The organism is Flavobacterium yafengii (genome assembly GCF_030010375.1).
In the GTDB taxonomy this organism is placed as follows: domain Bacteria; phylum Bacteroidota; class Bacteroidia; order Flavobacteriales; family Flavobacteriaceae; genus Flavobacterium; species Flavobacterium yafengii.
Genome location: NZ_JASCRY010000001.1, coordinates 652676 through 673266, shown reverse-complemented (window position 1 = coordinate 673266; position 20591 = coordinate 652676). Strand labels below are relative to the sequence as shown.

General features: G+C 35.1%; 23 protein-coding genes. 10 read left to right on the top strand and 13 right to left on the bottom strand.

Annotated elements, in window-relative coordinates; all coding sequences use genetic code 11:
- Positions 1-7: 7 nt before the first annotated feature.
- The 5 genes from QLS97_RS02980 (at position 8) to nadD (ending at position 3584) form a co-directional block, all read left to right on the top strand.
- The gene (locus QLS97_RS02980) at positions 8-364 is read left to right on the top strand and encodes an arsenate reductase family protein (protein WP_282714185.1); all 357 of its coding nucleotides are present in this window, start codon (positions 8-10) and stop codon (positions 362-364) included.
- The gene (locus QLS97_RS02975) at positions 357-1235 is read left to right on the top strand and encodes a DMT family transporter (protein ID WP_282714184.1); all 879 of its coding nucleotides are present in this window, start codon (positions 357-359) and stop codon (positions 1233-1235) included. Before QLS97_RS02980 ends, QLS97_RS02975 begins: the two co-directional genes overlap by 8 nt.
- A 156-nt stretch (positions 1236-1391) precedes the next feature.
- Complete coding sequence (locus tag QLS97_RS02970; protein ID WP_282714183.1) at positions 1392-2252, top strand: YicC/YloC family endoribonuclease; 861 nt, start codon at positions 1392-1394, stop codon at positions 2250-2252.
- A gap of 82 nt (positions 2253-2334) precedes the next feature.
- Positions 2335-2907, top strand: a complete 573-nt coding sequence (gmk, locus tag QLS97_RS02965; RefSeq protein ID WP_282714182.1) for a guanylate kinase — start codon at positions 2335-2337, stop codon at positions 2905-2907.
- Positions 2908-2972: 65 nt separating this feature from the next.
- The gene (gene nadD / locus QLS97_RS02960) at positions 2973-3584 is read left to right on the top strand and encodes a nicotinate (nicotinamide) nucleotide adenylyltransferase (RefSeq protein WP_282714181.1); all 612 of its coding nucleotides are present in this window, start codon (positions 2973-2975) and stop codon (positions 3582-3584) included.
- Here the strand turns inward: nadD and QLS97_RS02955 are convergent, their stop codons facing one another.
- Positions 3585-4481: a LysR family transcriptional regulator gene (locus tag QLS97_RS02955; protein ID WP_282714180.1), complete on the bottom strand. Its 897-nt coding sequence runs from the start codon at positions 4479-4481 to the stop codon at positions 3585-3587. It abuts the gene before it with no gap.
- A gap of 86 nt (positions 4482-4567) precedes the next feature.
- Between QLS97_RS02955 and QLS97_RS02950 the strand changes: the two genes are divergently transcribed.
- From QLS97_RS02950 to QLS97_RS02935, 4 genes are all read left to right on the top strand, one after another.
- Positions 4568-5332 (top strand): type 1 glutamine amidotransferase domain-containing protein, encoded by a 765-nt coding sequence (locus tag QLS97_RS02950; RefSeq protein WP_282714179.1) that lies wholly within the window; start codon positions 4568-4570, stop codon positions 5330-5332.
- Between the two features lie 4 nt (positions 5333-5336).
- Positions 5337-6500, top strand: coding sequence for an iron-containing alcohol dehydrogenase (locus tag QLS97_RS02945; protein WP_282714178.1), 1164 nt, complete (start codon positions 5337-5339; stop codon positions 6498-6500).
- 313 nt (positions 6501-6813) lie between these two features.
- Complete coding sequence (locus QLS97_RS02940; RefSeq protein WP_282714177.1) at positions 6814-7809, top strand: NAD(P)H-dependent glycerol-3-phosphate dehydrogenase; 996 nt, start codon at positions 6814-6816, stop codon at positions 7807-7809.
- A 37-nt stretch (positions 7810-7846) separates the two neighbouring features.
- Positions 7847-8065, top strand: coding sequence for a hypothetical protein (locus QLS97_RS02935; protein WP_282714176.1), 219 nt, complete (start codon positions 7847-7849; stop codon positions 8063-8065).
- A 215-nt stretch (positions 8066-8280) separates the two neighbouring features.
- On the opposite strand, the gene QLS97_RS02930 is transcribed toward QLS97_RS02935, so the two are convergent.
- The 3 genes from QLS97_RS02930 to QLS97_RS02920 form a co-directional block, all read right to left on the bottom strand.
- Positions 8281-8688 carry a hypothetical protein gene (locus QLS97_RS02930; RefSeq protein ID WP_282714175.1) on the bottom strand — a complete coding sequence of 136 codons (408 nt, stop codon included), beginning with the start codon at positions 8686-8688 and terminating at the stop codon, positions 8281-8283.
- A 95-nt stretch (positions 8689-8783) separates the two neighbouring features.
- A complete protein-coding gene (gene pheS, locus QLS97_RS02925; protein ID WP_282715531.1) occupies positions 8784-9803 on the bottom strand; it encodes a phenylalanine--tRNA ligase subunit alpha in 1020 nt (339 codons plus the stop codon).
- Between the two features lie 163 nt (positions 9804-9966).
- Complete coding sequence (locus QLS97_RS02920; protein WP_282714174.1) at positions 9967-10323, bottom strand: hypothetical protein; 357 nt, start codon at positions 10321-10323, stop codon at positions 9967-9969.
- 142 nt (positions 10324-10465) lie between these two features.
- On the opposite strand from QLS97_RS02920, the gene QLS97_RS02915 reads away from it, so the two are divergent.
- On the top strand, positions 10466-10969 hold the full coding sequence (locus tag QLS97_RS02915) for a CvpA family protein (protein ID WP_282714173.1): 504 nt from the start codon (positions 10466-10468) through the stop codon (positions 10967-10969).
- A gap of 22 nt (positions 10970-10991) precedes the next feature.
- Here the strand turns inward: QLS97_RS02915 and QLS97_RS02910 are convergent, their stop codons facing one another.
- The 9 genes from QLS97_RS02910 to QLS97_RS02870 form a co-directional block, all read right to left on the bottom strand.
- Positions 10992-11735, bottom strand: a complete 744-nt coding sequence (locus QLS97_RS02910) for a tetratricopeptide repeat protein (protein WP_282714172.1) — start codon at positions 11733-11735, stop codon at positions 10992-10994.
- Between the two features lie 46 nt (positions 11736-11781).
- Positions 11782-12162 carry a GxxExxY protein gene (locus QLS97_RS02905; RefSeq protein ID WP_282714171.1) on the bottom strand — a complete coding sequence of 127 codons (381 nt, stop codon included), beginning with the start codon at positions 12160-12162 and terminating at the stop codon, positions 11782-11784.
- A 49-nt stretch (positions 12163-12211) separates the two neighbouring features.
- Positions 12212-13969 carry a BatD family protein gene (locus QLS97_RS02900; RefSeq protein ID WP_282714170.1) on the bottom strand — a complete coding sequence of 586 codons (1758 nt, stop codon included), beginning with the start codon at positions 13967-13969 and terminating at the stop codon, positions 12212-12214.
- A gap of 20 nt (positions 13970-13989) precedes the next feature.
- Complete coding sequence (locus tag QLS97_RS02895; protein WP_282714169.1) at positions 13990-14730, bottom strand: tetratricopeptide repeat protein; 741 nt, start codon at positions 14728-14730, stop codon at positions 13990-13992.
- A 71-nt stretch (positions 14731-14801) separates the two neighbouring features.
- Complete coding sequence (locus QLS97_RS02890; RefSeq protein ID WP_282714168.1) at positions 14802-15839, bottom strand: VWA domain-containing protein; 1038 nt, start codon at positions 15837-15839, stop codon at positions 14802-14804.
- A gap of 97 nt (positions 15840-15936) precedes the next feature.
- A complete protein-coding gene (locus tag QLS97_RS02885; RefSeq protein WP_282714167.1) occupies positions 15937-16938 on the bottom strand; it encodes a vWA domain-containing protein in 1002 nt (333 codons plus the stop codon).
- Positions 16938-18569, bottom strand: a complete 1632-nt coding sequence (locus QLS97_RS02880) for a hypothetical protein (protein ID WP_282714166.1) — start codon at positions 18567-18569, stop codon at positions 16938-16940. The genes QLS97_RS02885 and QLS97_RS02880 overlap by 1 nt, the downstream gene beginning before the upstream one ends.
- Positions 18570-18586: 17 nt before the next feature.
- Positions 18587-19450, bottom strand: coding sequence for a DUF58 domain-containing protein (locus QLS97_RS02875; RefSeq protein ID WP_099714078.1), 864 nt, complete (start codon positions 19448-19450; stop codon positions 18587-18589).
- An 80-nt stretch (positions 19451-19530) separates the two neighbouring features.
- Positions 19531-20535, bottom strand: coding sequence for an AAA family ATPase (locus tag QLS97_RS02870; RefSeq protein ID WP_282714165.1), 1005 nt, complete (start codon positions 20533-20535; stop codon positions 19531-19533).
- Positions 20536-20591: the final 56 nt, after the last annotated feature.

The following is a 20591-nucleotide window of genomic DNA, read 5'->3' as shown; positions in this document are numbered from 1 at the left end:
TATTTACATGGACAAAATATACTATCTCGCTTCTTGCGATACCTGCAGAAAAATCATAAAATCATTACCGAAAGATCACAACTTGAAGTTTCACGACATCAAACAAGATCCAATTACTGTAGCAGAATTAGAGCAAATGCGCGAACTTTCCGGAAGTTACGAAGCCCTTTTCAGCAAAAAAGCACAGTTGTACAAATCAATGGATTTGAAGAATAAATCGTTGACTGAAGACGATTACAAGAAATACATTTTAGAACATTACACGTTTTTGAGTCGTCCTGTTTTTATTATCAAAGGCAAAATTTACATTGGCAACACCCAACAAAACATGCATCAAGTAATGCTTGCTTTTGCAAATGTCTAAAAGAAATCTCGCACTTATTGGCGCCACAATTGTTTCCTTGATTTACGGCGTTACGTTTACCATTGCCAAAGATGTCATGCCATTGTACATTGACGCCTATGGCTTCATCTTGTTGCGCGCCGGTGGTTCAATGATTCTGTTTTGGCTGGTTTGGTTATTTACACCAAAAGAAAAAATCGCACTCAATGATTTCCCACGAATTATTGCAGCAGCTTTCTTTGGTGTCGCTTTCAATATGCTTACATTTTTCAAAGGATTAAGCCTTACTTCTCCCATTAGTGCTGCGGTGATTATGGTTTCCACACCGATGATTGTTTTGACGCTTTCAGCATTGATTATGAAGGAACGCATGCAAAAACGAATGATTTTCGGGATTATCCTTGGTTTAGTAGGAACTGCTTTTCTTATTCTGTACGGAAAATCCATTGGCAGCGCCACAAACGCCGGATTAGGAAATTTTCTGGTTTTGGTCAACGCCATTTCTTATGGATTTTACCTGATTATAGTCAAGAAATTGATGGATAAGTACAATGCTTTTACGTTTGTAAAATGGATTTATTTGTTCGGTTTTATTATGGTTTTGCCTTTTGGCTGGAGCCAATTTCAAGCTGTTGAATGGGCTTTAGTTCCCATGGATATTTGCTGGAAAATAGGATTTGTGGTTGTTTTTTCAACTTTCCTGACCTATTTACTGAATTTGCTTTCGATGAAAGAATTAAAACCCACCACGGTTGCCGTTTTTATTTATTTACAACCGCTGTTCGCAACTGTTTTTGCGATAAGCTTGGGTAAAGACGAATTGAGCTTGGTGAAAATTGGTTCAGCAGTTTTAATATTTGTCGGCATTTATTTAGTGACACAGAAGAAGTAAGCAGTGTTCAGTGCCTAAATAAAGAATTATACTATGTTCCATTCTCAACCAATATTGTTTTATTTAATGAATAAATTAAGTTAAACACATCCCTGAACACTAAAAAATGACCTCTGACCACTTTTTTATTATCTTTGACCTCTTTTAGAAAATTATATGATACAATCAATGACGGGTTTTGGTAAAGCTACTTTGCAATTACCAACCAAAAAAATCACGGTAGAAGTAAAATCCTTAAACAGTAAAGGTTTGGATTTGAATGTGAGAATGCCTTCGCTGTACCGCGAAATGGAATTGGGTTTACGCAACCAAATTGCACTAAAACTGGAAAGAGGAAAAGTAGATTTTTCTATTTTTATCGAAAGTACTGCGGAACAAACTTCTACGAAAGTGAATGTGCCGATTGTAAAAGCCTACATCAACCAGTTAAGAGAAGTTTATGCTGATGCTGATGAAACCGAACTAATGAAAATGGCTGTTCGTATGCCGGATACCATGAAAATAGAACGCGACGAAATCGATGAAAACGACTGGGTACAAATCCAAACCGTTATCGAAGAAGCGTTGCAAAACATCCTGAACTTTAGAAGAGATGAAGGCGCTTCACTTGAAAAAGAATTTCAATTGCGAATTGGCAACATTCGTCAATACATGACCGAAGCTTTGGCACTTGATCCAGAACGTGTTCAGGCGATAAAAGACCGTTTGCAAACTGCAATCTCAGAACTTAAAGTGAATGTAGATGAAAATCGTTTTGAGCAGGAATTGATTTATTATTTAGAGAAATTAGACATCACAGAAGAAAAAGTACGTTTGACGAATCACCTGGATTATTTCTTGGAAACCATCAACGGAACTGAAGCTAATGGTAGAAAATTAGGTTTCATTACCCAGGAAATGGGACGTGAAATCAACACAATGGGTTCTAAATCGAATCACGCTCAAATGCAAAAATTAGTCGTTCAGATGAAAGACGAATTGGAAAAAATCAAGGAGCAAGTATTAAACGTATTGTAAAACATATTAGGTAAAGACGCGATTCATCGCGTCTTTATGCATAAAGATAGAAGCATTTTTGCGACTAGAATTAAATAACAACATGAGCACAGGAGGAAAATTAATCGTATTCTCAGCACCATCGGGATCGGGGAAAACTACCATAGTTAGACATTTATTAAGTAAAGAAGATTTGAATCTTGAATTTTCGATTTCGGCAGCTTCCCGCGAACCTAGAGGCGAAGAAGTAAACGGAAAAGATTATTATTTCATGTCTACCGAAGAATTTAAAAAACACATCAAAAACGAAGACTTTCTGGAATGGGAAGAAGTCTATCGTGATAATTTCTACGGAACCCTAAAAAGTGAAGTGGAACGCATTTGGGCTAAAGGAAAAAACGTGATTTTTGATATTGATGTATCTGGCGGATTGCGTATTAAACACAAATTTCCTGAAGAAACTTTAGCTGTTTTCGTGAAACCACCAAGCGTGGATGAACTCAAAAGAAGATTAAAGGAACGTTCTACCGAGAGTGATGACAAAATCAATATGCGTATCGCTAAAGCTTCTGTTGAGTTGGCTACAGCACCACAATTTGATGTGATTATAAAAAACTACGATTTAGATATTGCTCTTGAAGAAGCGTATCAATTGGTAAAGAATTTTGTCAAATAAAAAAACGTTATAAATTAAAGGTTATTCGTTAACAACTTTTAACGAATAGCTTCTAACTTTCAAGCATGAAAATAGGTCTTTATTTCGGAACGTTTAATCCCATTCATGTTGGGCATCTCATCATTGCCAATCACATGGCGGAGCATGCCGATTTAGACCAAGTATGGATGGTGGTTACGCCACACAATCCTTTGAAGAAAAAAAGCACTTTGCTCGATGATTACCATCGGTTACAAATGGTGCATCTTGCCACAGAAGATTTTCCAAAAATTAAGCCTTCGGATATCGAGTTTAAGTTATCCCAACCTAATTATACCGTGAATACTTTAGTTCACTTACAGGAAAAATATCCAAATTACGAGTTCTCCTTAATCATGGGCGAAGACAATCTCAGGTCGTTGCACAAATGGAAAAACTACGAAGTGATTCTGGCGCATCACGAGATTTATGTGTACCCAAGACTCGAAGCCAAAGGTCGAACAGGGGAGGCAATTTCCTCGGAAACAGAAAATCCAACTTTCAAGAACCACCCAAAAATTCACATGATTGATGCTCCGGTTGTCGAAATATCGTCGACATTTATTCGGGATAATATTAAAAAAGGGAAAAATGTACAGCCTTTATTGCCTGCAAAAGTTTGGGAATACATTGATCACAATAACTTTTATAAAAAGTAATTACGCCAAAACTCTTTTCAATTCCAATTGAATATTCTCAAAAATAGTACTCAAATTATCATTTTTACCGGATAATACAAATACTTCCGTACTTGGCATTTGCTTACTGTTCCACAACAATTGGATTCTATTTTCCTCCATTAAACTTCTCGCATTGCAATCCCAAACGACAGCGATACCAGTGTTTTTCGAAATTATTTCGAGCATTTCATATTCGGACGGAATGATGTAATTGGGAATCATCGAAGGTCGTTTTTTATTAAAAACATGCAACCAGAATAATTTTATATGCGGAATTTGCGCATTGTGACTGAACCATTTTTGGTCGTTTAACCAATGTTCGATAGCAGAGAAATCCTTTATTTTGATATTGGATTTTAATTCGGAAGCATCAATAGTGTTTGAGCCAACAATCACTTGTTTAATTTCTCCTACCTTTTTCTGAATGGTGTCAAACGTGTCATATTGTTTGGTAACAATTGCAAAATCGAGTTTTTTAGAATCGACTAATTCAAAAAGCATATCGTTTTCATGGAAGCTAAAATCGATAAAATCAAATTTTGAAACCAAAGCACTCCCCAAACTTCGCATCAAATGTTTCGAGATTCCAATTGAAATTAATCGATTGGCATTGAACGCTTTGGCACGAAAACCATTCTCCACATTTTCCAATCGGTCTAACGCCTCGATGATTAAATTATTGAGTAACTTAGCGTATTCCGTTGGTTCAACGCCTTTTGACTTTCGATTGAAAAGTTTATATCCTACATGCGCTTCCAACATGGATATTTGCTGACTAACAGCAGGTTGACTGATAAATAATTCTTTGGCAGCCAAAGAAAAATTACCATTTTTATAAACGGATTTAAACGTTCGGTACCATTCGAGATTGACCATGATATAAATATATTTATCACAAACATAATTTAAATTATTTTTACTAATAGCATATTCGACCTAAATTTGTACAAACAAAATTAGAAATGAAAAAAACAGCACTATTTGCCATTATAGCATTAACCGCAAGTTACATTACTGCAACTGCACAAAATAAAAAAAATATGAAAAAGGTATTATTTGTTGTTACCAGTCACGATAAATTAGGTAACACAGGAGAAAAAACAGGGTTTTGGACCGAAGAATTAGCGGCTCCTTATTACGAATTATTAGATAAAGGAGTAACTATTGATGTTGCTACTCCGCTAGGTGGACAACCGCCTATTGACCCAAAAAGTGAAGATCCATCAGCTGCAACGGAGGATACTAAAAGATTTGATGCCGATACTGAGTTATTGGCAAAACTGAAAAACACAAAAAAATTAGTGGATGTAAAAGAGTCTGATTATGATGCTATTTTCTATCCCGGAGGTCACGGTCCGTTATGGGATTTAGCTACAGATGCAACTTCAAGCGCTTTGATTGAAGCATTTTACGCCAATAACAAACCAGTCGCTTTTGTTTGTCATTCACCAGCGGTATTGAAAAACGTAAAAATAAATGGCGAATTTTTAGTAAAAGGTAAAAAAGTAACCGGTTTTTCTAATACCGAAGAAGCTGCTGTAGGTTTAACCAATGTAGTACCGTTTTTATTAGAAGATGCGTTGCAGGCCAATGGCGCGACGTACTCAAAAGCTGCAGATTGGCATCCTTACGCCGTGGAAGATGGATTATTGATTACAGGTCAAAACCCTGCTTCGTCTAAATTAGTTGCCGAAAAATTATTAAACCAATTGAATTCAAAAAAATAAAAACATGTTAAATTTCGAATTATACAATCCTACCAATTTAGTTTTTGGAAAAGGACAAATTGAAAAACTTTCCAATTTAGTTCCACAAGGAGCAAAAATTCTTCTCGCGTATGGCGGTGGGAGCATTTTCAAAAATGGAATCCATCAACAGGTAATTAATGCTTTAAAAGGTTTTGAAATTGTGGAATTTGGTGGAATTGAACCAAATCCACATTTTGAAACTTTGATGAAAGCAGTTGCAGTTATCAAAGAAGAAAAAATAGATTTCATACTTGCTGTAGGTGGTGGTTCAGTAATTGATGGAGTAAAATTCATTTCGGCTGCCGTACATTTTGACGGAAACCCAATTGACATTCTTCAAAAAAGAGTGTTGACCAAAGATGTCTCTAAAATTATTCCTTTTGGAACTGTTCTGACATTACCGGCAACTGGGAGTGAAATGAATTCCGGTGGAGTTGTTACTATTGAATCTACGCAAGAAAAATTATCATTTGGCGGTAGCGCTTTGTTCCCAAAATTTTCTATTTGCGATCCAACCGTAATTGAATCTTTACCAAAAAGACAATTGCAAAACGGAGTTGTAGATGCCTACACCCACGTTTTAGAACAATATTTAACGTATCCGCACGAAGGATATCTTCAAGATAGAATTGCCGAAAGTATTTTACAAACCTTGATTCAAGTGGGTCCTGATGTTGTTGAAAAACCTACTGATTATGCTTTGGCGTCTAACTTTATGTGGAGTTGTACCATGGCTTTGAATGGATTAATCCAAAAAGGAGTTCCATCGGATTGGGCAACGCATATGATTGGTCACGAATTAACGGCTTTGTACGGAATCGATCATGCCAGAACTTTGGCAGTTGTGGGTCCAAATTTATACCGAGTGATGTTTGAAACTAAAAAGGGAAAATTAGCACAATACGGAAAACGTATTTTCAATTTAACCGGAACTGAGCACGAAATTGCAAATGAAGCTATCAACAAAACGGTAGAATTTTTCCATACGATGGGAATGGAAACCAAATTGTCAGATTACACTAAAGAGTTTGACAAAACGGCTGATTTCATTGTAAATCGTTTTGAAGAAAGAGGTTGGTTAGGATTGGGAGAAAAGCAAAATATTACTTTAGAAAAGGTGAAATCTATTGTTGAAATGAGTTATTAATTCAAATCACCAGATAACTGATAGAGTCAGTATAAAATAAAAGGCGTTCTCATTTTATTGGGAACGCCTTTTAAAATTCTAAATTATAACTAACTAACTCAATTCGCATTATTTTGTTAAATTATTAAACAATAAGTAACAAGAACGAAATAGTGATACTTATATTGTGTTAAAAAACAAAAAAAATTAAAATTATTTTTTGCTTGTTAGAATTGTAATATTTCCAACACGTTTAAAAATCGACCTTCTTGTTCTAATTTTATTTGTATAATCACTACTTTTTTAAGTACTTTTGATTAAATTCAATAAAAAAATGGCTGAAAATATAAAATTCGCAGTAATAGGTGGTGGAAGTTGGGCGACAGCGATAGCAAAAATGTTATGTGTAAATCTTACCGAAATTTCATGGTATATGCGCAATGAAGCTGCTATAGAACACATTAAAGCATACAAACACAATCCAAACTATTTGAGTTCTGTAGAATTCGACATCAATAAACTGAAACTGACCAGCGATATCAATGAAGCTGTAGCGTATGCAGATTACATCATTTTTGCTATTCCTTCTGCTTTTTTAGATGGTGAGTTAGAAAAACTAACGGTTTCATTGAAAGATAAAATTATTTTTTCAGCGATTAAAGGAATTGTTCCGGAAACGAGTTTAATTGTAGGAGAACATTTCCATGTAAAATATGACATCCCCTATTATAATATAGGTGTAATTACAGGTCCTTGTCATGCCGAAGAAGTAGCAATGGAGCGTCTTTCTTACCTTACCATTGCGTGTGGCGATCCGGATAAAGCTAAAGTTGTTGCTAAAAATTTATCTGGAAATTACATCAAGACTAAAATCACAGATGATATCATTGGAACGGAATATGCAGCCATGCTTAAAAATATTTATGCCATTGCAGCGGGAATTGCCCATGGTTTAGGTTATGGCGATAATTTCCAGTCCGTATTGATGAGTAATGGGATTCGAGAGATGAAAAAATTCATCAAGAAAGTCCATAAAATGAAACGCAACATCAATGATTCTGCTTATTTAGGCGATCTATTGGTTACAGGTTATTCTATATTTTCCAGAAATAGAATGTTTGGAAATATGATTGGCAAAGGTTATACGGTTAAATCAGCAATGATGGAAATGAGTATGGTTGCCGAAGGATATTATGCCGCAAAAAGCGCCTATAAACTCAATCAAGCTTATGGTGCCAAAACGCCAATTATAGATGCCGTTTACAGTATTTTATACGAAGGACAGGAAGCTAAGGCCGTGTTTAAAAAACTTACTGACAAACTGGATTAATTCAGCTACAGATTTAATAATCAAAACCAATCACTTCATGAGCGAAAGATGGAAATACCAGATTAAAACTGGTGGAATTTGGGGTCTATTTATGACGGTTTTCAATGTATTATTCGACATTAAAGAAATTCCTTTTTCAGAACAGGTTGCTACACCTAATTTTTATATTCGCGCAGCTGCTTATATCACTGTAGGGATATTTGTTTTAGGTTATTTTACCTGGAAAGCCAAGGTTAAACAACAAGCCGCTAAATAATTTTACGAGTGAAAGATGGAAATTCCAGGGTAAAACCGGTGGGATTTGGGGAATGATTCTTTCCTTATGCTTGTGCGTTTTTGACCTATTCTAAATGACTTTTGAAGATGCCTTTTTGTCCAAAAAAATCTACTCCGAACGTTTTATTTTGTTTTAGCCGGGATATTTGTAGTCAGTTATTTTAGTTGGAAGAAAAAAAATAAAATAGTACTAAATTATCTCACGATAACACCGTCAACAAATAAAATAGGCACTTCTTCAACGAAATCCTCATGGATGGAATGTGCTTTGAAAATGAACTTTTTATCGTATAATTTGTCTCCAATGAAAAACGTTACCATGAACTCATTGTTTAGCACCAAAACACTTTTATCTATCATTTCGATTTTCACCACTGAAACCGGTGGCACTGCTACAAAAGCGTGACGCAGAAGTGATGTCTTTTTCATTTCGCCGTCAATGGTTCCAAAGGCTTTGGAAACCACCATAACACTTTCGATTAAGTAATCGCTATCATTTACTAAATAAGCATACCATACTTTTTCCATGAAATCGTCACTCCATTCTTGAACTACAGCAAGAAAAACGTTTTCTACTTCGGGAATAATGATGTCTTTTTTCATAAGTTAGTCGTAATGTCTAAAGTACTAATATCTTAAAGTCGGGTGAAAATCTAAAACAGGTATTTCTTTCGACTTTAAGACTTTATAACTTTTTACTAAATTGAGGATTTGAATTGCTCCAAGAAACGAACGTCATTTTCGTAGAACATACGGATATCACCTATTTGGTACAACAGCATGGCAATTCTTTCGATTCCCATCCCGAATGCAAAACCGTTGTATTCGTCAGGATTGATGCCACAGTTTTTCAAAACATTAGGATCTACCATTCCGCAACCCATGATTTCTAACCAACCAGTTCCTTTGGTAATTCTATAATCGGTTTCTGTTTTTAGACCCCAATAAATATCAACCTCAGCACTAGGCTCAGTAAACGGGAAATAAGACGGACGCAAACGGATTTTTGATTTTCCGAACATCTCTTTCGTAAAATACAAAAGCGTTTGTTTTAAGTCGGCAAAAGAAACGTCTTTGTCAATATATAAACCTTCCACTTGGTGGAAAATACAGTGTGAACGGGACGAAACTGCCTCATTACGGAATACTCTTCCCGGAGAAATCGTACGAATAGGCGGTTTGTTATTTTCCATATAACGCACCTGAACGGATGATGTATGCGTACGCAACAAAATATCAGGATTTGTTTGAATGAAAAACGTGTCTTGCATGTCACGCGCCGGATGGTATTCCGGTAAGTTTAATGCAGTGAAATTATGCCAGTCATCTTCGATTTCCGGACCTTCAGAAACGTTGAAACCAATGTTTGAAAAGATGTCTATAATTTGGTTTTTTACCAATGAAATAGGGTGACGAGAACCAATAGTTATTGGTTCAGCCGAACGCGTCAAATCACCATAAAAACCTTTGATTTCTTCTTTACTTTCTAAAGATTCCTGTATGGTTTTTACTTTGTCTTCGGCAGAAGTTTTAAGCAAATTGATTACCTGTCCGAATTCCTTTTTTTGGTCGTTAGGAACGTTTTTAAATTCAGCAAAAAGGTCTTTTAAAAGTCCTTTGCTTCCCAGAAATTTAATTCGGAATGTCTCTAATTCAGCTGCGTTTTGCGTTGAAAAAGCTTGTGCTTCGCCAATATATTCTTTTATCTTATCTATCATTTTCATCCAATAATTGAGAGTGCAAATTTAGGGAATTTGTTCCAAGTATACTCTTTAAAGTTTAAAGTTTCCATTCTAAATTGTTAGATTACTTTTCACCGCTGCTCTGCTTCTATATTAAGCCATAAAAAGCTCATTTAAGCTAGGTATTTTTCACTGAACACTACTCTATCAGTTCTCTTTCCAGAAAATAATTTACAATAGCTTCTTTCATCAAAACCGACTGTTCTCCAGCTTTAAGCGGTGGTAATTCCTCTTTTACTTTGTAATGCGGCCAGCCTTCTTCATCAAAAAACTCAAATTCATAGAAACCATAAGGCTCTAATAACCTGCAAATCGCGATGTGCATCAGGTTTAATTTTTCGTCTTTTTTGTATTCACTGTGCACTTTCCCAAGCTCTTGTACGCCAATTAGATAAATAATAGCGTCGAGATCTAAATCCTCACCTTGAGAAAATTGATTGGAAAGTATATTTACAAGCTGTTCCCAGCGTTCTTTAAGTTGTTTGTCTCTTGACATTTCTTTAATTATGAATTATAAATTATGAATTATGAATCCACAATCTATAAAATTATTTTGACAAAGATAAGAAGTTGAAAATTGGCAATGGTAAAGAACAATTCTTTTATATTTGCACTTTTATTTTTCTTAATTAAGTGTCATGGGATTTTTGGATATTATTTTGGGTGTATTACTTGCTTTTGCTTTGTATAAAGGCATTAGAAATGGTCTTTTTGTAGAATTAGCTTCTTTAGTTTCGCTATTGGCCGGAATTTATTTTGCCATAAAATTTTCGTCATTTATCAAAGAAATCTTAGCTGGATTTGTGAAATGGAATCCCAACACAATCCAAGTAATTGCTTTTGTACTCACGTTTATACTGGTAGTAATTGGAATATCACTTTTGGGGAAATTCCTCACCGGAATAGCTGATTTTGCCTTTTTAGGATGGTTGAATAAGATTGGTGGCGGATTCTTCCGGGTGCTAAAAACAATTTTGATAATCGGAATTGTTTTCAAGGTTTTCGAAAAAATAAACTATCACAATTTTATAGCCAAAAAAGAAACGTTAGATAATTCTCTTTTTTATAATCCAATCCAAAAAACAGCAGGATTCATGTATCCTTCGATAGAAAATTGGTATGATGATTTGAAGAAAAAGTAATCAGTGGTCAAATTAAACACTATTATTTCACTTCCTTAATTGCACTGCTTTCAATCCAGCCTTCAGTTCCATCTGTTAGTTGTACTTTTTTCCATTTTCCAATGATTTCCTCCACATAAACTTTTGTTCCTTCGTGCAGCACAAATATTGGCTGACCGCCATTTCTGGGTTCGCTTTTCACATTGGCCATTTCAGCAAAAACAATCGCTGGTTTTTCAGTGTCAAAATGACTTTTTTCAAAAATTGTAGAGGAAACACTGATTAGAATTAGAAAAAAAAGAACAAACATTCCAAAAAAGAAAATCCTTTTTGAAAGTGTAATTTGGGAAAAATAATACCCGACAAAAAACAACAGGAACGCCGTTGCCAGTCCAACAGAAATCCATGCCCACGTATTATAATGATAGATTCCCGTAAAATCACGAATCAGCTTTGCAAAACCTACTTTTGGGATTACTTTAATTTCATCGATAGTTCGTTTTTGAGCAAATTTCAAGTTGTTAATCGCATCGTTATTATTTGGATTTAAAACCAATGCTTTTTCATAATTGTAGATAGAAGGCGCTACTTTATTCAACTTATAATACGCATTTCCTAAATTAAAATACAATTCAGAAGAGTGTTTGCTTTCTGTCAAAACACTTTCATACGCTTGAACTGCCTGTTCGAATTCCCCATTTTTATACAATTCATTCCCTTTTTCAAAGCCGTTTTGGGCAAAGAAAATTTGGGTTGAAAGTAATAATATATAAAGTATGTTTTTCATAAAAATTTAAACACGAAGGTCACAAAGAAGCCACAAAGATCACTATTTAAAGTGCTCCATTAATAACTCTTCTCACTCCTTCTTTTAGTAATTTAACATTAAAATTGATTAGTAATCCTAATCTGCAATCTGACAATCTCAAATACGTTAATAATTGAGCCAAATGAATATCTGTTAAAGCTTCAACAGATTTTACCTCAACAATAAACTTATCCTCAATAATTATATCAATTCTGTAACCAACATCCAGTTTCACTTCTTCATAAATCAAGGGAAGTGCTTTTTGCTTTTCAACTTTTAAATCAAACTTTTTAAGTTCATAAAACAGGCATTCTTCGTAAGCACTTTCCAATAATCCAGGGCCTAAAACCTTGTGAACTTTTAGCGCACTTTCAAATACAATTTTTGATATTTCGTTTTCAGTCATTTATTTTTTAAACTTAGTGTACTTAGCGCCTTCTTTGTGCCCTTTGTGGTTAAGCAATCTGTTTTTCTAAATCTGAAATAATCAAAACGGCTTTGTCAAAATCCTGTTGAACAGCCACACTTGATGATGGCGCATATCGTGCCACTTCACAGTTTTCCGTAAGTGCAATAAAATCAGTCACCGCTTCAGGATTAGCATTTCTTGACAACAACAATTCTTGAATATTATCCTTACTCATTTCTGAAGTTTCAATATGCAACTTGGCTTTCAAGAAATTATGCATTGCTTTCTCCAACGCAATGTAAAACAGTTCTTTGTTGTTGATTTGTTTCTTGGCTTCCGATAAATATTTCTTTGCCAATCTATTATTCATTCGGATTCTGTTTCCGGTAATATCACCATCAATAGCTTCTTTTTTCTTTTTAAATAATACAATTAATGGCAGCATTAAAAAGGGAAAAAAGAACAATCCGTAAAATAAATTAGACCCAAAGAAGTCTTTCTTATTCATCGTCAAAAGATTGCTTTCTAACTTTATGAATTTGAATTGCTCTACTTTGTCTATTTTATTCTTGTTTGCATCCGCACCAGAAGCAACGGTCGCATCAGTAGGCGAAGGACCGTCAAGAACATTAATCATTATCTCTGGAGAACTTAGCGTTTTATAGGTTTTGGAACCCAAATCAAAATACGTGAATTTTAATGGTTTTATAGGATAATTCCCTTTGTATTGCGGAACGATGGTGTAGCTGTCCGAAATCTTTCCAGCCATTCCTGAAAGCGGCGTGTTGATCTGTTCGCTATGAACTGCATCATACATTTCGAGGGCATTTGGCGCTATCGGTTTTGGCAAACTGAATAATTTCAGATTCCCTTTTCCGGTTACACTTACCACCAAGTCCAGGCTTTCTCCATTTTTTAAATCGGTTTTCGTTGGTGTTACTTTGAAATCAAAATTTCCAACAGCTCCTGAGAAGTCATCCGGTTTTCCTGCTTCGGGAAGTGGCTTAACATTTATGGTTTTCGCTCCTGCAGAAACTCTCTTCCTTCCTTCGGTGACAACCATTCGACCAAACATATCTCTACGATTCGACGGCAATTCAACATCAATATCTAATGACAACGGTTCAATAACCAGCTTTCCTGATTTTTGAGGATACAAAACTATTTTTTTAAGCACAATAAAACGGTATTTCTCCCCTTTAAACATGCCTTCTTCAACAACAAACCGTTTTATATCAATATTCTGACTCCAGAAATCATTGTATTTTGGCTTATTGACTTCGTTAGAATTTGTGACTCCAATATTATAACTGAAATACAGCTTATAAACCGCCGTAATGGGCTCGTTTACATAAGGATTTGTTTTAGAAATATCAGCAACAAGATAAATATTATCATCCGCTGAAATACTGGTGTCGTTAGGATCTCTAGGCTGTTCCGTTGCAGCAGTGACATTTATTTTTATCGGCGATGTTTTATAAATTTGCCCGTTGTATTCGATTGCGGCTTGCTTGATAACCAATGTTCCTTTTTGATTTGGCAAAAGAAAATAAGAATATATTTTCTCAAAAGAACTTCTTCCGTTCACCCAAGACTGGCTGACTTGCTGACTTGGTCCCGCAATAATTCTAAATCCCTCAAAAGACGGTTGGACAAAATTATCTCCATCTACATTCATCATAAAATCGATACGAAGTCTCTCGTTTATACCTAGTGTCGCTTTACTCACTCTAGCCTCAAATTGTACTTGAGCGCTAAGTAAATTGCACACCATTAAAACTAGTACTGCTATAAATCTTTTCATTTTCAAATTATCTAATTGAACTACCAATCTTTCTCCGTCTTAACTGGTTTTCCTTGTACTTTTTTGGCGTTTACTTTATCCTGCACTTTCTTTTCTTCTTTATTCACTGCATTCAAAAGATTCTCTAAACGTTCTTTAGAAATTCCACCGGGAGCTGGTTTTGGCTCTCCATTTTCATTCGGTTTAGGGTCTTTATTTTGCTTGTCTTTATCTCCCTTATCGTCTTTCTTTTCTTTATCCTTATTGTCCTTTTTATCTTTTTCTCCGTCTTTCTTATCGTCCTTCTTGTCTTTATCGCTCTTTTTGTCGTCTTTTTTATTATCGTCCTTTGGAGGATTTTCTTTCAGCATTTTTTTTGCCAAAGCATAATTATAACGCGTTTCCTCATCTGTTGGATCGTTCCTTAAGGCATTTTTGTAGGCTTCAACTGCTTGCGTATAATCCTTTTCATTCATGAAAACATTTCCTAGATTATGAAAGGCTCTATGTTTCTGAGGTCTTGTTTTTGAATTTTTTAATGCTTTAGCATACGCAAATTTTGCTTCCGAAGATTGTTTTTGTTTATAAATAGTATTTCCCAAATTGAAAGGTGCAGTTGCTTTATTTGGAAATTTTGAATCCGAAATTCTATAATTAGCTTCGGCATCTACAAATTTATTTTCAGCATATTCCTCGTTCGCTTTAGGCAATATTCTATCTTTCTGTTGTGCGTTTGCAACAAAAGAAAAAAGCAATAACAGATATAAAATTATGTTTTTCATTGTATTTTTAAATGTAAGTGTCAAAGTATACTTAGTGTTTTTGTTCCAATAATGGAGCGCAACTTTATACTTTAAACTTTTTTATTCTCGTTAAATAAATTCAATTTGTTTACCCAACTTGTTTTTCTTTCCAAAAGGAAAATATCCAGAAATAAGAAAACAAAAGCAAAACCTAAAAACCATTGAAATTGCGATTGAAAATCAGCCATTTCTGTTGCTTCAAATTCTGTTTTTTGAATATTATTCAATGCATTCTTAATATATTCAAGTACTTCTTTAGTGTTGTTTCCGTTTACATAACCGCCTTTCGTCGCTTTAGCAATCGCTGTCAGGCTTTCTGGAACCAATTTCGTTATAACTACTTCATTATTGTTATCTCTTTTGAAACCTTCAATAATCCCATTTTTTTTCAATGGAATCGTACCTCCTTTTTCAGTTCCAACACCAATTGTAATGATTTTAATTCCTAGTTTATTCGCCTCTTCCGCTGCTTCTTCTGCGCCTTCGTTATGGTCTTCACCATCAGAAATCATAATCAACAACTTACTCGTTTTTTTATCATCAAAATACGTTGATGATAATTTGATTGCCTCGTTGAATGATGTTCCTACCGAGGAAACCATATCTGTATTCATGCTTTGCAAAAACATTTTTGCAACGCTATAATCCGTAGTGATAGGCAATACTGGGAAAGCACTTCCTGCATATGCCACAATCCCTATTCTGTCGCTTCCCAATTGGTTGATAATTTGCGAAACAATTTGCTTGCTTTTATCCAGACGATTTGGCGCTACATCTTCAGAAAGCATACTTTTGGAAACATCCACTGCAAAAACAATGTCGATTCCTTCTCTTTTTACAGTTTCCATTTTGGTACCAATTTTTGGATTTACCAATCCAAGAATTAATCCGGTCAATGCCAAAAGCAATACTCCTAATTTCAAAACTGGTTTAAAAACAGAACTTTCCGGGCTCAGTCTTTTTACCATTTCCAAATCTCCAAATTCGCGTTGTTTCTTTCTTTTCCAATATAAATTGGCTAGAAAAACCAACACCAAAAGTGGTAGTATAAAAAGGAGGTATAAATATTTTTTTTCGTCTAATTCCATAATTTCTCTTAACCGCTAAGTTCACAAAGAAGGCGCAAAGTTTACTAACTATCTAAACCTATTCCTTTAAAGACTCCTAGTCTTTTGTGTTTAAATATTATATAAAGCTTTTAAAAACTGTATTTCGCAATCCTAATTCTAGCAACAATAAAAAACCGGTAAACCATATAAACGGTCTGAATTTTTCATCATAATCATAAAATTTTAATTCTTCAATTTCGGTGGTTTCTAATTTATTGATTGAGGAGTAAATCTCTGCTAATTTGCTGTTGCTCGTTGCTCTAAAATATTTTCCATCTGTCTTTTTAGCAATGCTCTTCATCAATTGCTCATCAATTTCCACTTTCATCATTTGGAATAAAAATTGCCCATTTGGCGCTACCGCATAAGGAAACATTGCCATTCCGTTTGTACCAATTCCTACAGTGTACACTTTAATTCCGTATTGTTTGGCAATATCTGATGCGGTTTCCGGCTCGATGAATCCGGCATTATTAACCCCATCTGTCAAAAGAATAATTACTTTGCTTTTCGCCTTACTGTCTTTTAATCGGTTTACAGCGGTAGCCAATCCCATACCAATTCCTGTTCCATCTTGTAAAACAGTATCATATTTTATGCTTCTGATGGCATCCAGAATAACCGCTTTATCGCTGGTCACCGGTGTTTTTGTATATGCTTCCGAGGCATATACCACAAGCCCAATCCTATCGTTTGGTCTTTCATCAACAAAATCAGCGGCTACTCTTTTCAGTGCTTCCATTCTATTTGGTTTCAAATCTTTGGCAAGCATACTTCCTGAAACGTCTATTGCCATAACAATATCAATTCCTTTCGTAGTTTTTGTTTTATTACTTACATCAACAGTTCTTGGTCTTGCCATGGCCACAATTAAGGAACTAAGCGCCAATATCCTAAGCACATTCAACATTGGCTTTAGCTTTGTCAAATAGGAATTAGAACCTTTAAATCCTTGTAACGAACTTATTTTTAATGTTGCTGATTGATGGTTCTTTTTCCGTAACAACCATACAATCGCTACTGGAATCAGAAGAAACAACCAAAAAAACTCTGGGTTTAAAAAAGTTACTTTAGTCATTATTTACTTGCTTGTTTTAATTCGACAGAGTTCAAAACTCGTTCTGATATTTCATTTGCATAGGCATCACCTTCTTCATGAAAAAGTAAAATCTGTTGTAATCCACCTTCTTGACTAAACAGTAATGCTTCATAATACATTTTTGCACTTGACTTATTGTCACCATTAATTTGCGAAAAAGTACCATACGCTTTAATTCCTTTAACGCCTTCTTTAGTTTCAAACTCTTCTTGCTTCACAATCATATTTTGAGCGCCTTGAACTTCCATTGATTGCAATATACCATCCATTGATTTAGCCAAATCTATTTGTGTTTCTTGTTTGAATTTTAAAGTAGAAACCATCAGATAGAAAGGATCTAAAGCACTTCCATACGCAAAAGACTGCATTTCTTTGATCAAAGCCATTCCGTCTTTAGGAAGTGTTTTTGTCAAATCTACTCTCTTAAGCACTTTTGGTGTTTCTATAATAATTCCAGGATTTCCGTAATCACTTTTCACCCATTCGCCTTCTAATAATTCTTTGGTAGGATGACCAATAATATTGTCTTTTACATAACTAAATCCTTTGGTTACAATGAAAAAAGTAGTGGTCGCTGCCAATAAAAACACAACGGATGCTACGGCAGTCACAATACGTTTATTCCTTTGCTTTCGCAATTGAATTTGTATCTGTTTTTGTCTTTGCGCTTCATTCAACAACACATCTTCCTCAACTGGTACTTCCACAGGAATAGAATTGTCTAATGTCAGAATTGCTTTTTGAATCTTATTTCGGTCTTCGGTAATTTCAAAATCCAATGGTTTTGACTTAGCAAATTTCACTAAATCGGCTTGTTTCAAAACACGCTCCAGATTTTCGATAATTTCCTGCGAAAGCGTCATTTTCTTTTTGACAGAAGCCGCTCTAAGTCCTTCAATCAATTCCGATGTGGTACTTTCCATTGCTGGAATTTCTATCGCTTCTTCAATATAATTTCTAGCAATATCCGTCAATTCACTATAATAGGCTTTGACTTCTCCTTTTTGCCAAAGTTCTTTTCTCTCTAAAGTATCCAGCAAACTGGTTGCTTTCTCGATTGGCGTTTTATAAATTTCTTCCTGTAGTTTCTTTTCTTGGCGCTTTTTAATAAACCAATAAATGAAAGCCCCAATACCAATAATCAAAGCCAAAATCAACAGGTATTTCCACCAGTCGCCTATCGGGTTATCTGCTTGAGCAATGTCCTTAATGTCGAACATTTTTTGTTTCAAAGTATCCACTTGAACATTCGCTACTTCAACCAAAAGCGAATCCGTCATAAACGGTTTGCTGTCTATAAAAATCTTGATACTCGGAATAACATATCTACCAGAATCAAATTGGGTTAAGCCATATTTTTTGATTAACTCATAACGGCCATCCATTTTGACAGTATCAATAGGATACGACTGAATCACCTCTAAAGCACCAAAGTTTTTTAGTTTTGGAAAAATCACTTTAGACGAAGTATCAACAGTAGTTTTTATGGACAGTTTAAATTCGGCACCAATTTTATTTTTAATCGTGTCAATACTTGTAACCACTTGCTTTTGTTGTGCAAAAACCGCAGTTGAAAGCAGCAATAGTAGTAGGTATAATTGTTTTTTCATCTTTTATTATTGAACCCTTATCTCGATTTGAAATAACTTAATAATTTCGTCACATAACTTTCGTCAACTCTAGTGTTTACAACACCTGAACCTGATTTACTGAATGTTTCTTTAAAATAGTTGACTTTATCATGGTACTGTTTTTCATAATTCATTCGCACTGCTTTTGAACCGGTATTTATCAATTCGATTGCTCCGGTTTCGGCATCAAGCATAGAAACCATACCTAAATCCGGCATTTTTTCTTCTCGAATGTCGTACACGCGAATACCCGTTATATCATGTTTCTTAGATGCTATTTTTAATGTTTGCTCGTAATCTTCCGACATGAAATCAGAAATCACAAATACAATTGCTTTCTTTTTTTGGGTTCCCGATAAAAATTTCAAGGCTTGAGCAATATCTGTTTTACGGCTTTTCGGCTGAAATTCTATTAATTCTCGAATGATTCGCAGTACGTGTGATCTTCCTTTTTTTGGCGGAATGTACAATTCGATTTCATCTGAAAACAAAATCAAACCTATTTTATCATTGTTTTGAGTTGCTGAAAAAGCCATTGTTGCGGCAATCTCCGTAACAATGTCTTTTTTGAATTGGTTTTTCGAACCAAAACTTTCTGAACCCGAAATATCAACCATTAACATCATGGTCAATTCGCGTTCTTCCTCAAAAACTTTTACGTGCGCTTCGTTGTACCGTGCGGTTACATTCCAATCAATCGCACGAATATCATCTCCGTACTGGTATTGACGCACTTCGCTGAATGTCATTCCACGTCCTTTGAAAGACGTATGATACTCTCCCGAAAAGATGTGATCGCTCAATCTTCGGGTTTTGATTTCTATTTTTCGTACTTTTTTTAAGAGGTCTTTTGTATCCATTTCTTTAGTAATTAGTAATTAGTGAATAGTGAATAGTAACCAACCAAGGCTAATTACTATTCACTTATTACTATTCACTTTTAGGGTACTTCTACTTCGTTTACGATTTTGTTAATGATATCTACTGAAGTAATATTCTCAGCTTCGGCTTCGTAGGTAACTCCAATTCTGTGACGCAACACATCATGAACTACAGCACGAACATCTTCTGGAATTACATAGCCACGACGTTTGATAAAAGCGTAGCATTTTGCGGCATTCGCCAAATTGATACTTCCACGTGGCGACGCTCCAAAACTGATTAATGGTTTCAAATCAGCCAATTTATATTTTTCTGGATAACGCGTGGCAAAAATGATATCAAGTATGTATTTTTCTATTTTTTCATCCATGTAAACTTCACGAACTGCTTCTTGAGCGCGTAAAATTTGTTCTACTGAAACCACAGGATTTACTTTTTCATAACTTCCTTTTAGGTTTTGACGAATCACTAAACGCTCGTCTTCCATTTTTGGGTAATCAATAACCGTTTTCAACATGAAACGATCGACTTGAGCTTCAGGTAATTGATATGTTCCTTCTTGTTCAATTGGATTTTGAGTGGCCAAAACCAAGAATGGTCGGTCTAACTTGAAAGTGGTGTCGCCAATAGTAACTTGCTTTTCCTGCATCGCTTCTAACAATGCCGATTGTACTTTGGCTGGCGCACGGTTAATCTCATCAGCAAGGACAAAATTAGCGAAAATCGGTCCTTTTTTTATCGAGAATTCATTTGACTTAATGTTGTAGATCATAGTTCCCACAACATCGGCTGGCAATAAATCCGGTGTAAATTGTATTCTGCTGAAAGATCCGTGTACCGCTTGCGAAAGAGTATTTATCGCTAATGTTTTTGCTAATCCGGGAACTCCTTCCAATAAAATATGTCCCTGACCCAAAAGTCCAATTAACAAACGCTCCACCATGTGCTTTTGACCTACGATAACCTTGTTCATTTCCATTGTGAGAAGGTCTATAAAAGCACTCTCTCTTTCTATTTTTTCATTGATTGCTCTGATGTCTAAAGTCGCTGTATTTTCTTCCATTTTATTATTTTTAAAACCTTGAATTTAATGCCTTCGTTTTGATGGTGCAAATTGAA

What these genes read in the sequence shown, in the direction of transcription:
- QLS97_RS02920 (WP_282714174.1), bottom strand. Translation starts at nt 10,323, where the DNA reads ATGTCAAGAGACAAACAACTTAAAGAACGCTGGGAACAGCTTGTAAAT.
- QLS97_RS02970 (WP_282714183.1), top strand. Translation starts at nt 1,392, where the DNA reads ATGATACAATCAATGACGGGTTTTGGTAAAGCTACTTTGCAATTACCA.
- QLS97_RS02880 (WP_282714166.1), bottom strand. Translation starts at nt 18,569, where the DNA reads ATGAAAAAACAATTATACCTACTACTATTGCTGCTTTCAACTGCGGTT.
- QLS97_RS02900 (WP_282714170.1), bottom strand. Translation starts at nt 13,969, where the DNA reads ATGAAAAGATTTATAGCAGTACTAGTTTTAATGGTGTGCAATTTACTT.
- QLS97_RS02940 (WP_282714177.1), top strand. Translation starts at nt 6,814, where the DNA reads ATGGCTGAAAATATAAAATTCGCAGTAATAGGTGGTGGAAGTTGGGCG.
- QLS97_RS02930 (WP_282714175.1), bottom strand. Translation starts at nt 8,688, where the DNA reads ATGAAAAAAGACATCATTATTCCCGAAGTAGAAAACGTTTTTCTTGCT.
- QLS97_RS02915 (WP_282714173.1), top strand. Translation starts at nt 10,466, where the DNA reads ATGGGATTTTTGGATATTATTTTGGGTGTATTACTTGCTTTTGCTTTG.
- QLS97_RS02895 (WP_282714169.1), bottom strand. Translation starts at nt 14,730, where the DNA reads ATGAAAAACATAATTTTATATCTGTTATTGCTTTTTTCTTTTGTTGCA.
- QLS97_RS02945 (WP_282714178.1), top strand. Translation starts at nt 5,337, where the DNA reads ATGTTAAATTTCGAATTATACAATCCTACCAATTTAGTTTTTGGAAAA.
- QLS97_RS02980 (WP_282714185.1), top strand. Translation starts at nt 8, where the DNA reads ATGGACAAAATATACTATCTCGCTTCTTGCGATACCTGCAGAAAAATC.
- QLS97_RS02950 (WP_282714179.1), top strand. Translation starts at nt 4,568, where the DNA reads ATGAAAAAAACAGCACTATTTGCCATTATAGCATTAACCGCAAGTTAC.
- nadD (WP_282714181.1), top strand. Translation starts at nt 2,973, where the DNA reads ATGAAAATAGGTCTTTATTTCGGAACGTTTAATCCCATTCATGTTGGG.
- QLS97_RS02975 (WP_282714184.1), top strand. Translation starts at nt 357, where the DNA reads ATGTCTAAAAGAAATCTCGCACTTATTGGCGCCACAATTGTTTCCTTG.
- QLS97_RS02910 (WP_282714172.1), bottom strand. Translation starts at nt 11,735, where the DNA reads ATGAAAAACATACTTTATATATTATTACTTTCAACCCAAATTTTCTTT.
- pheS (WP_282715531.1), bottom strand. Translation starts at nt 9,803, where the DNA reads ATGATAGATAAGATAAAAGAATATATTGGCGAAGCACAAGCTTTTTCA.
- QLS97_RS02955 (WP_282714180.1), bottom strand. Translation starts at nt 4,481, where the DNA reads ATGGTCAATCTCGAATGGTACCGAACGTTTAAATCCGTTTATAAAAAT.
- gmk (WP_282714182.1), top strand. Translation starts at nt 2,335, where the DNA reads ATGAGCACAGGAGGAAAATTAATCGTATTCTCAGCACCATCGGGATCG.
- QLS97_RS02890 (WP_282714168.1), bottom strand. Translation starts at nt 15,839, where the DNA reads ATGGAATTAGACGAAAAAAAATATTTATACCTCCTTTTTATACTACCA.
- QLS97_RS02905 (WP_282714171.1), bottom strand. Translation starts at nt 12,162, where the DNA reads ATGACTGAAAACGAAATATCAAAAATTGTATTTGAAAGTGCGCTAAAA.
- QLS97_RS02875 (WP_099714078.1), bottom strand. Translation starts at nt 19,450, where the DNA reads ATGGATACAAAAGACCTCTTAAAAAAAGTACGAAAAATAGAAATCAAA.
- QLS97_RS02870 (WP_282714165.1), bottom strand. Translation starts at nt 20,535, where the DNA reads ATGGAAGAAAATACAGCGACTTTAGACATCAGAGCAATCAATGAAAAA.
- QLS97_RS02885 (WP_282714167.1), bottom strand. Translation starts at nt 16,938, where the DNA reads ATGACTAAAGTAACTTTTTTAAACCCAGAGTTTTTTTGGTTGTTTCTT.
- QLS97_RS02935 (WP_282714176.1), top strand. Translation starts at nt 7,847, where the DNA reads ATGAGCGAAAGATGGAAATACCAGATTAAAACTGGTGGAATTTGGGGT.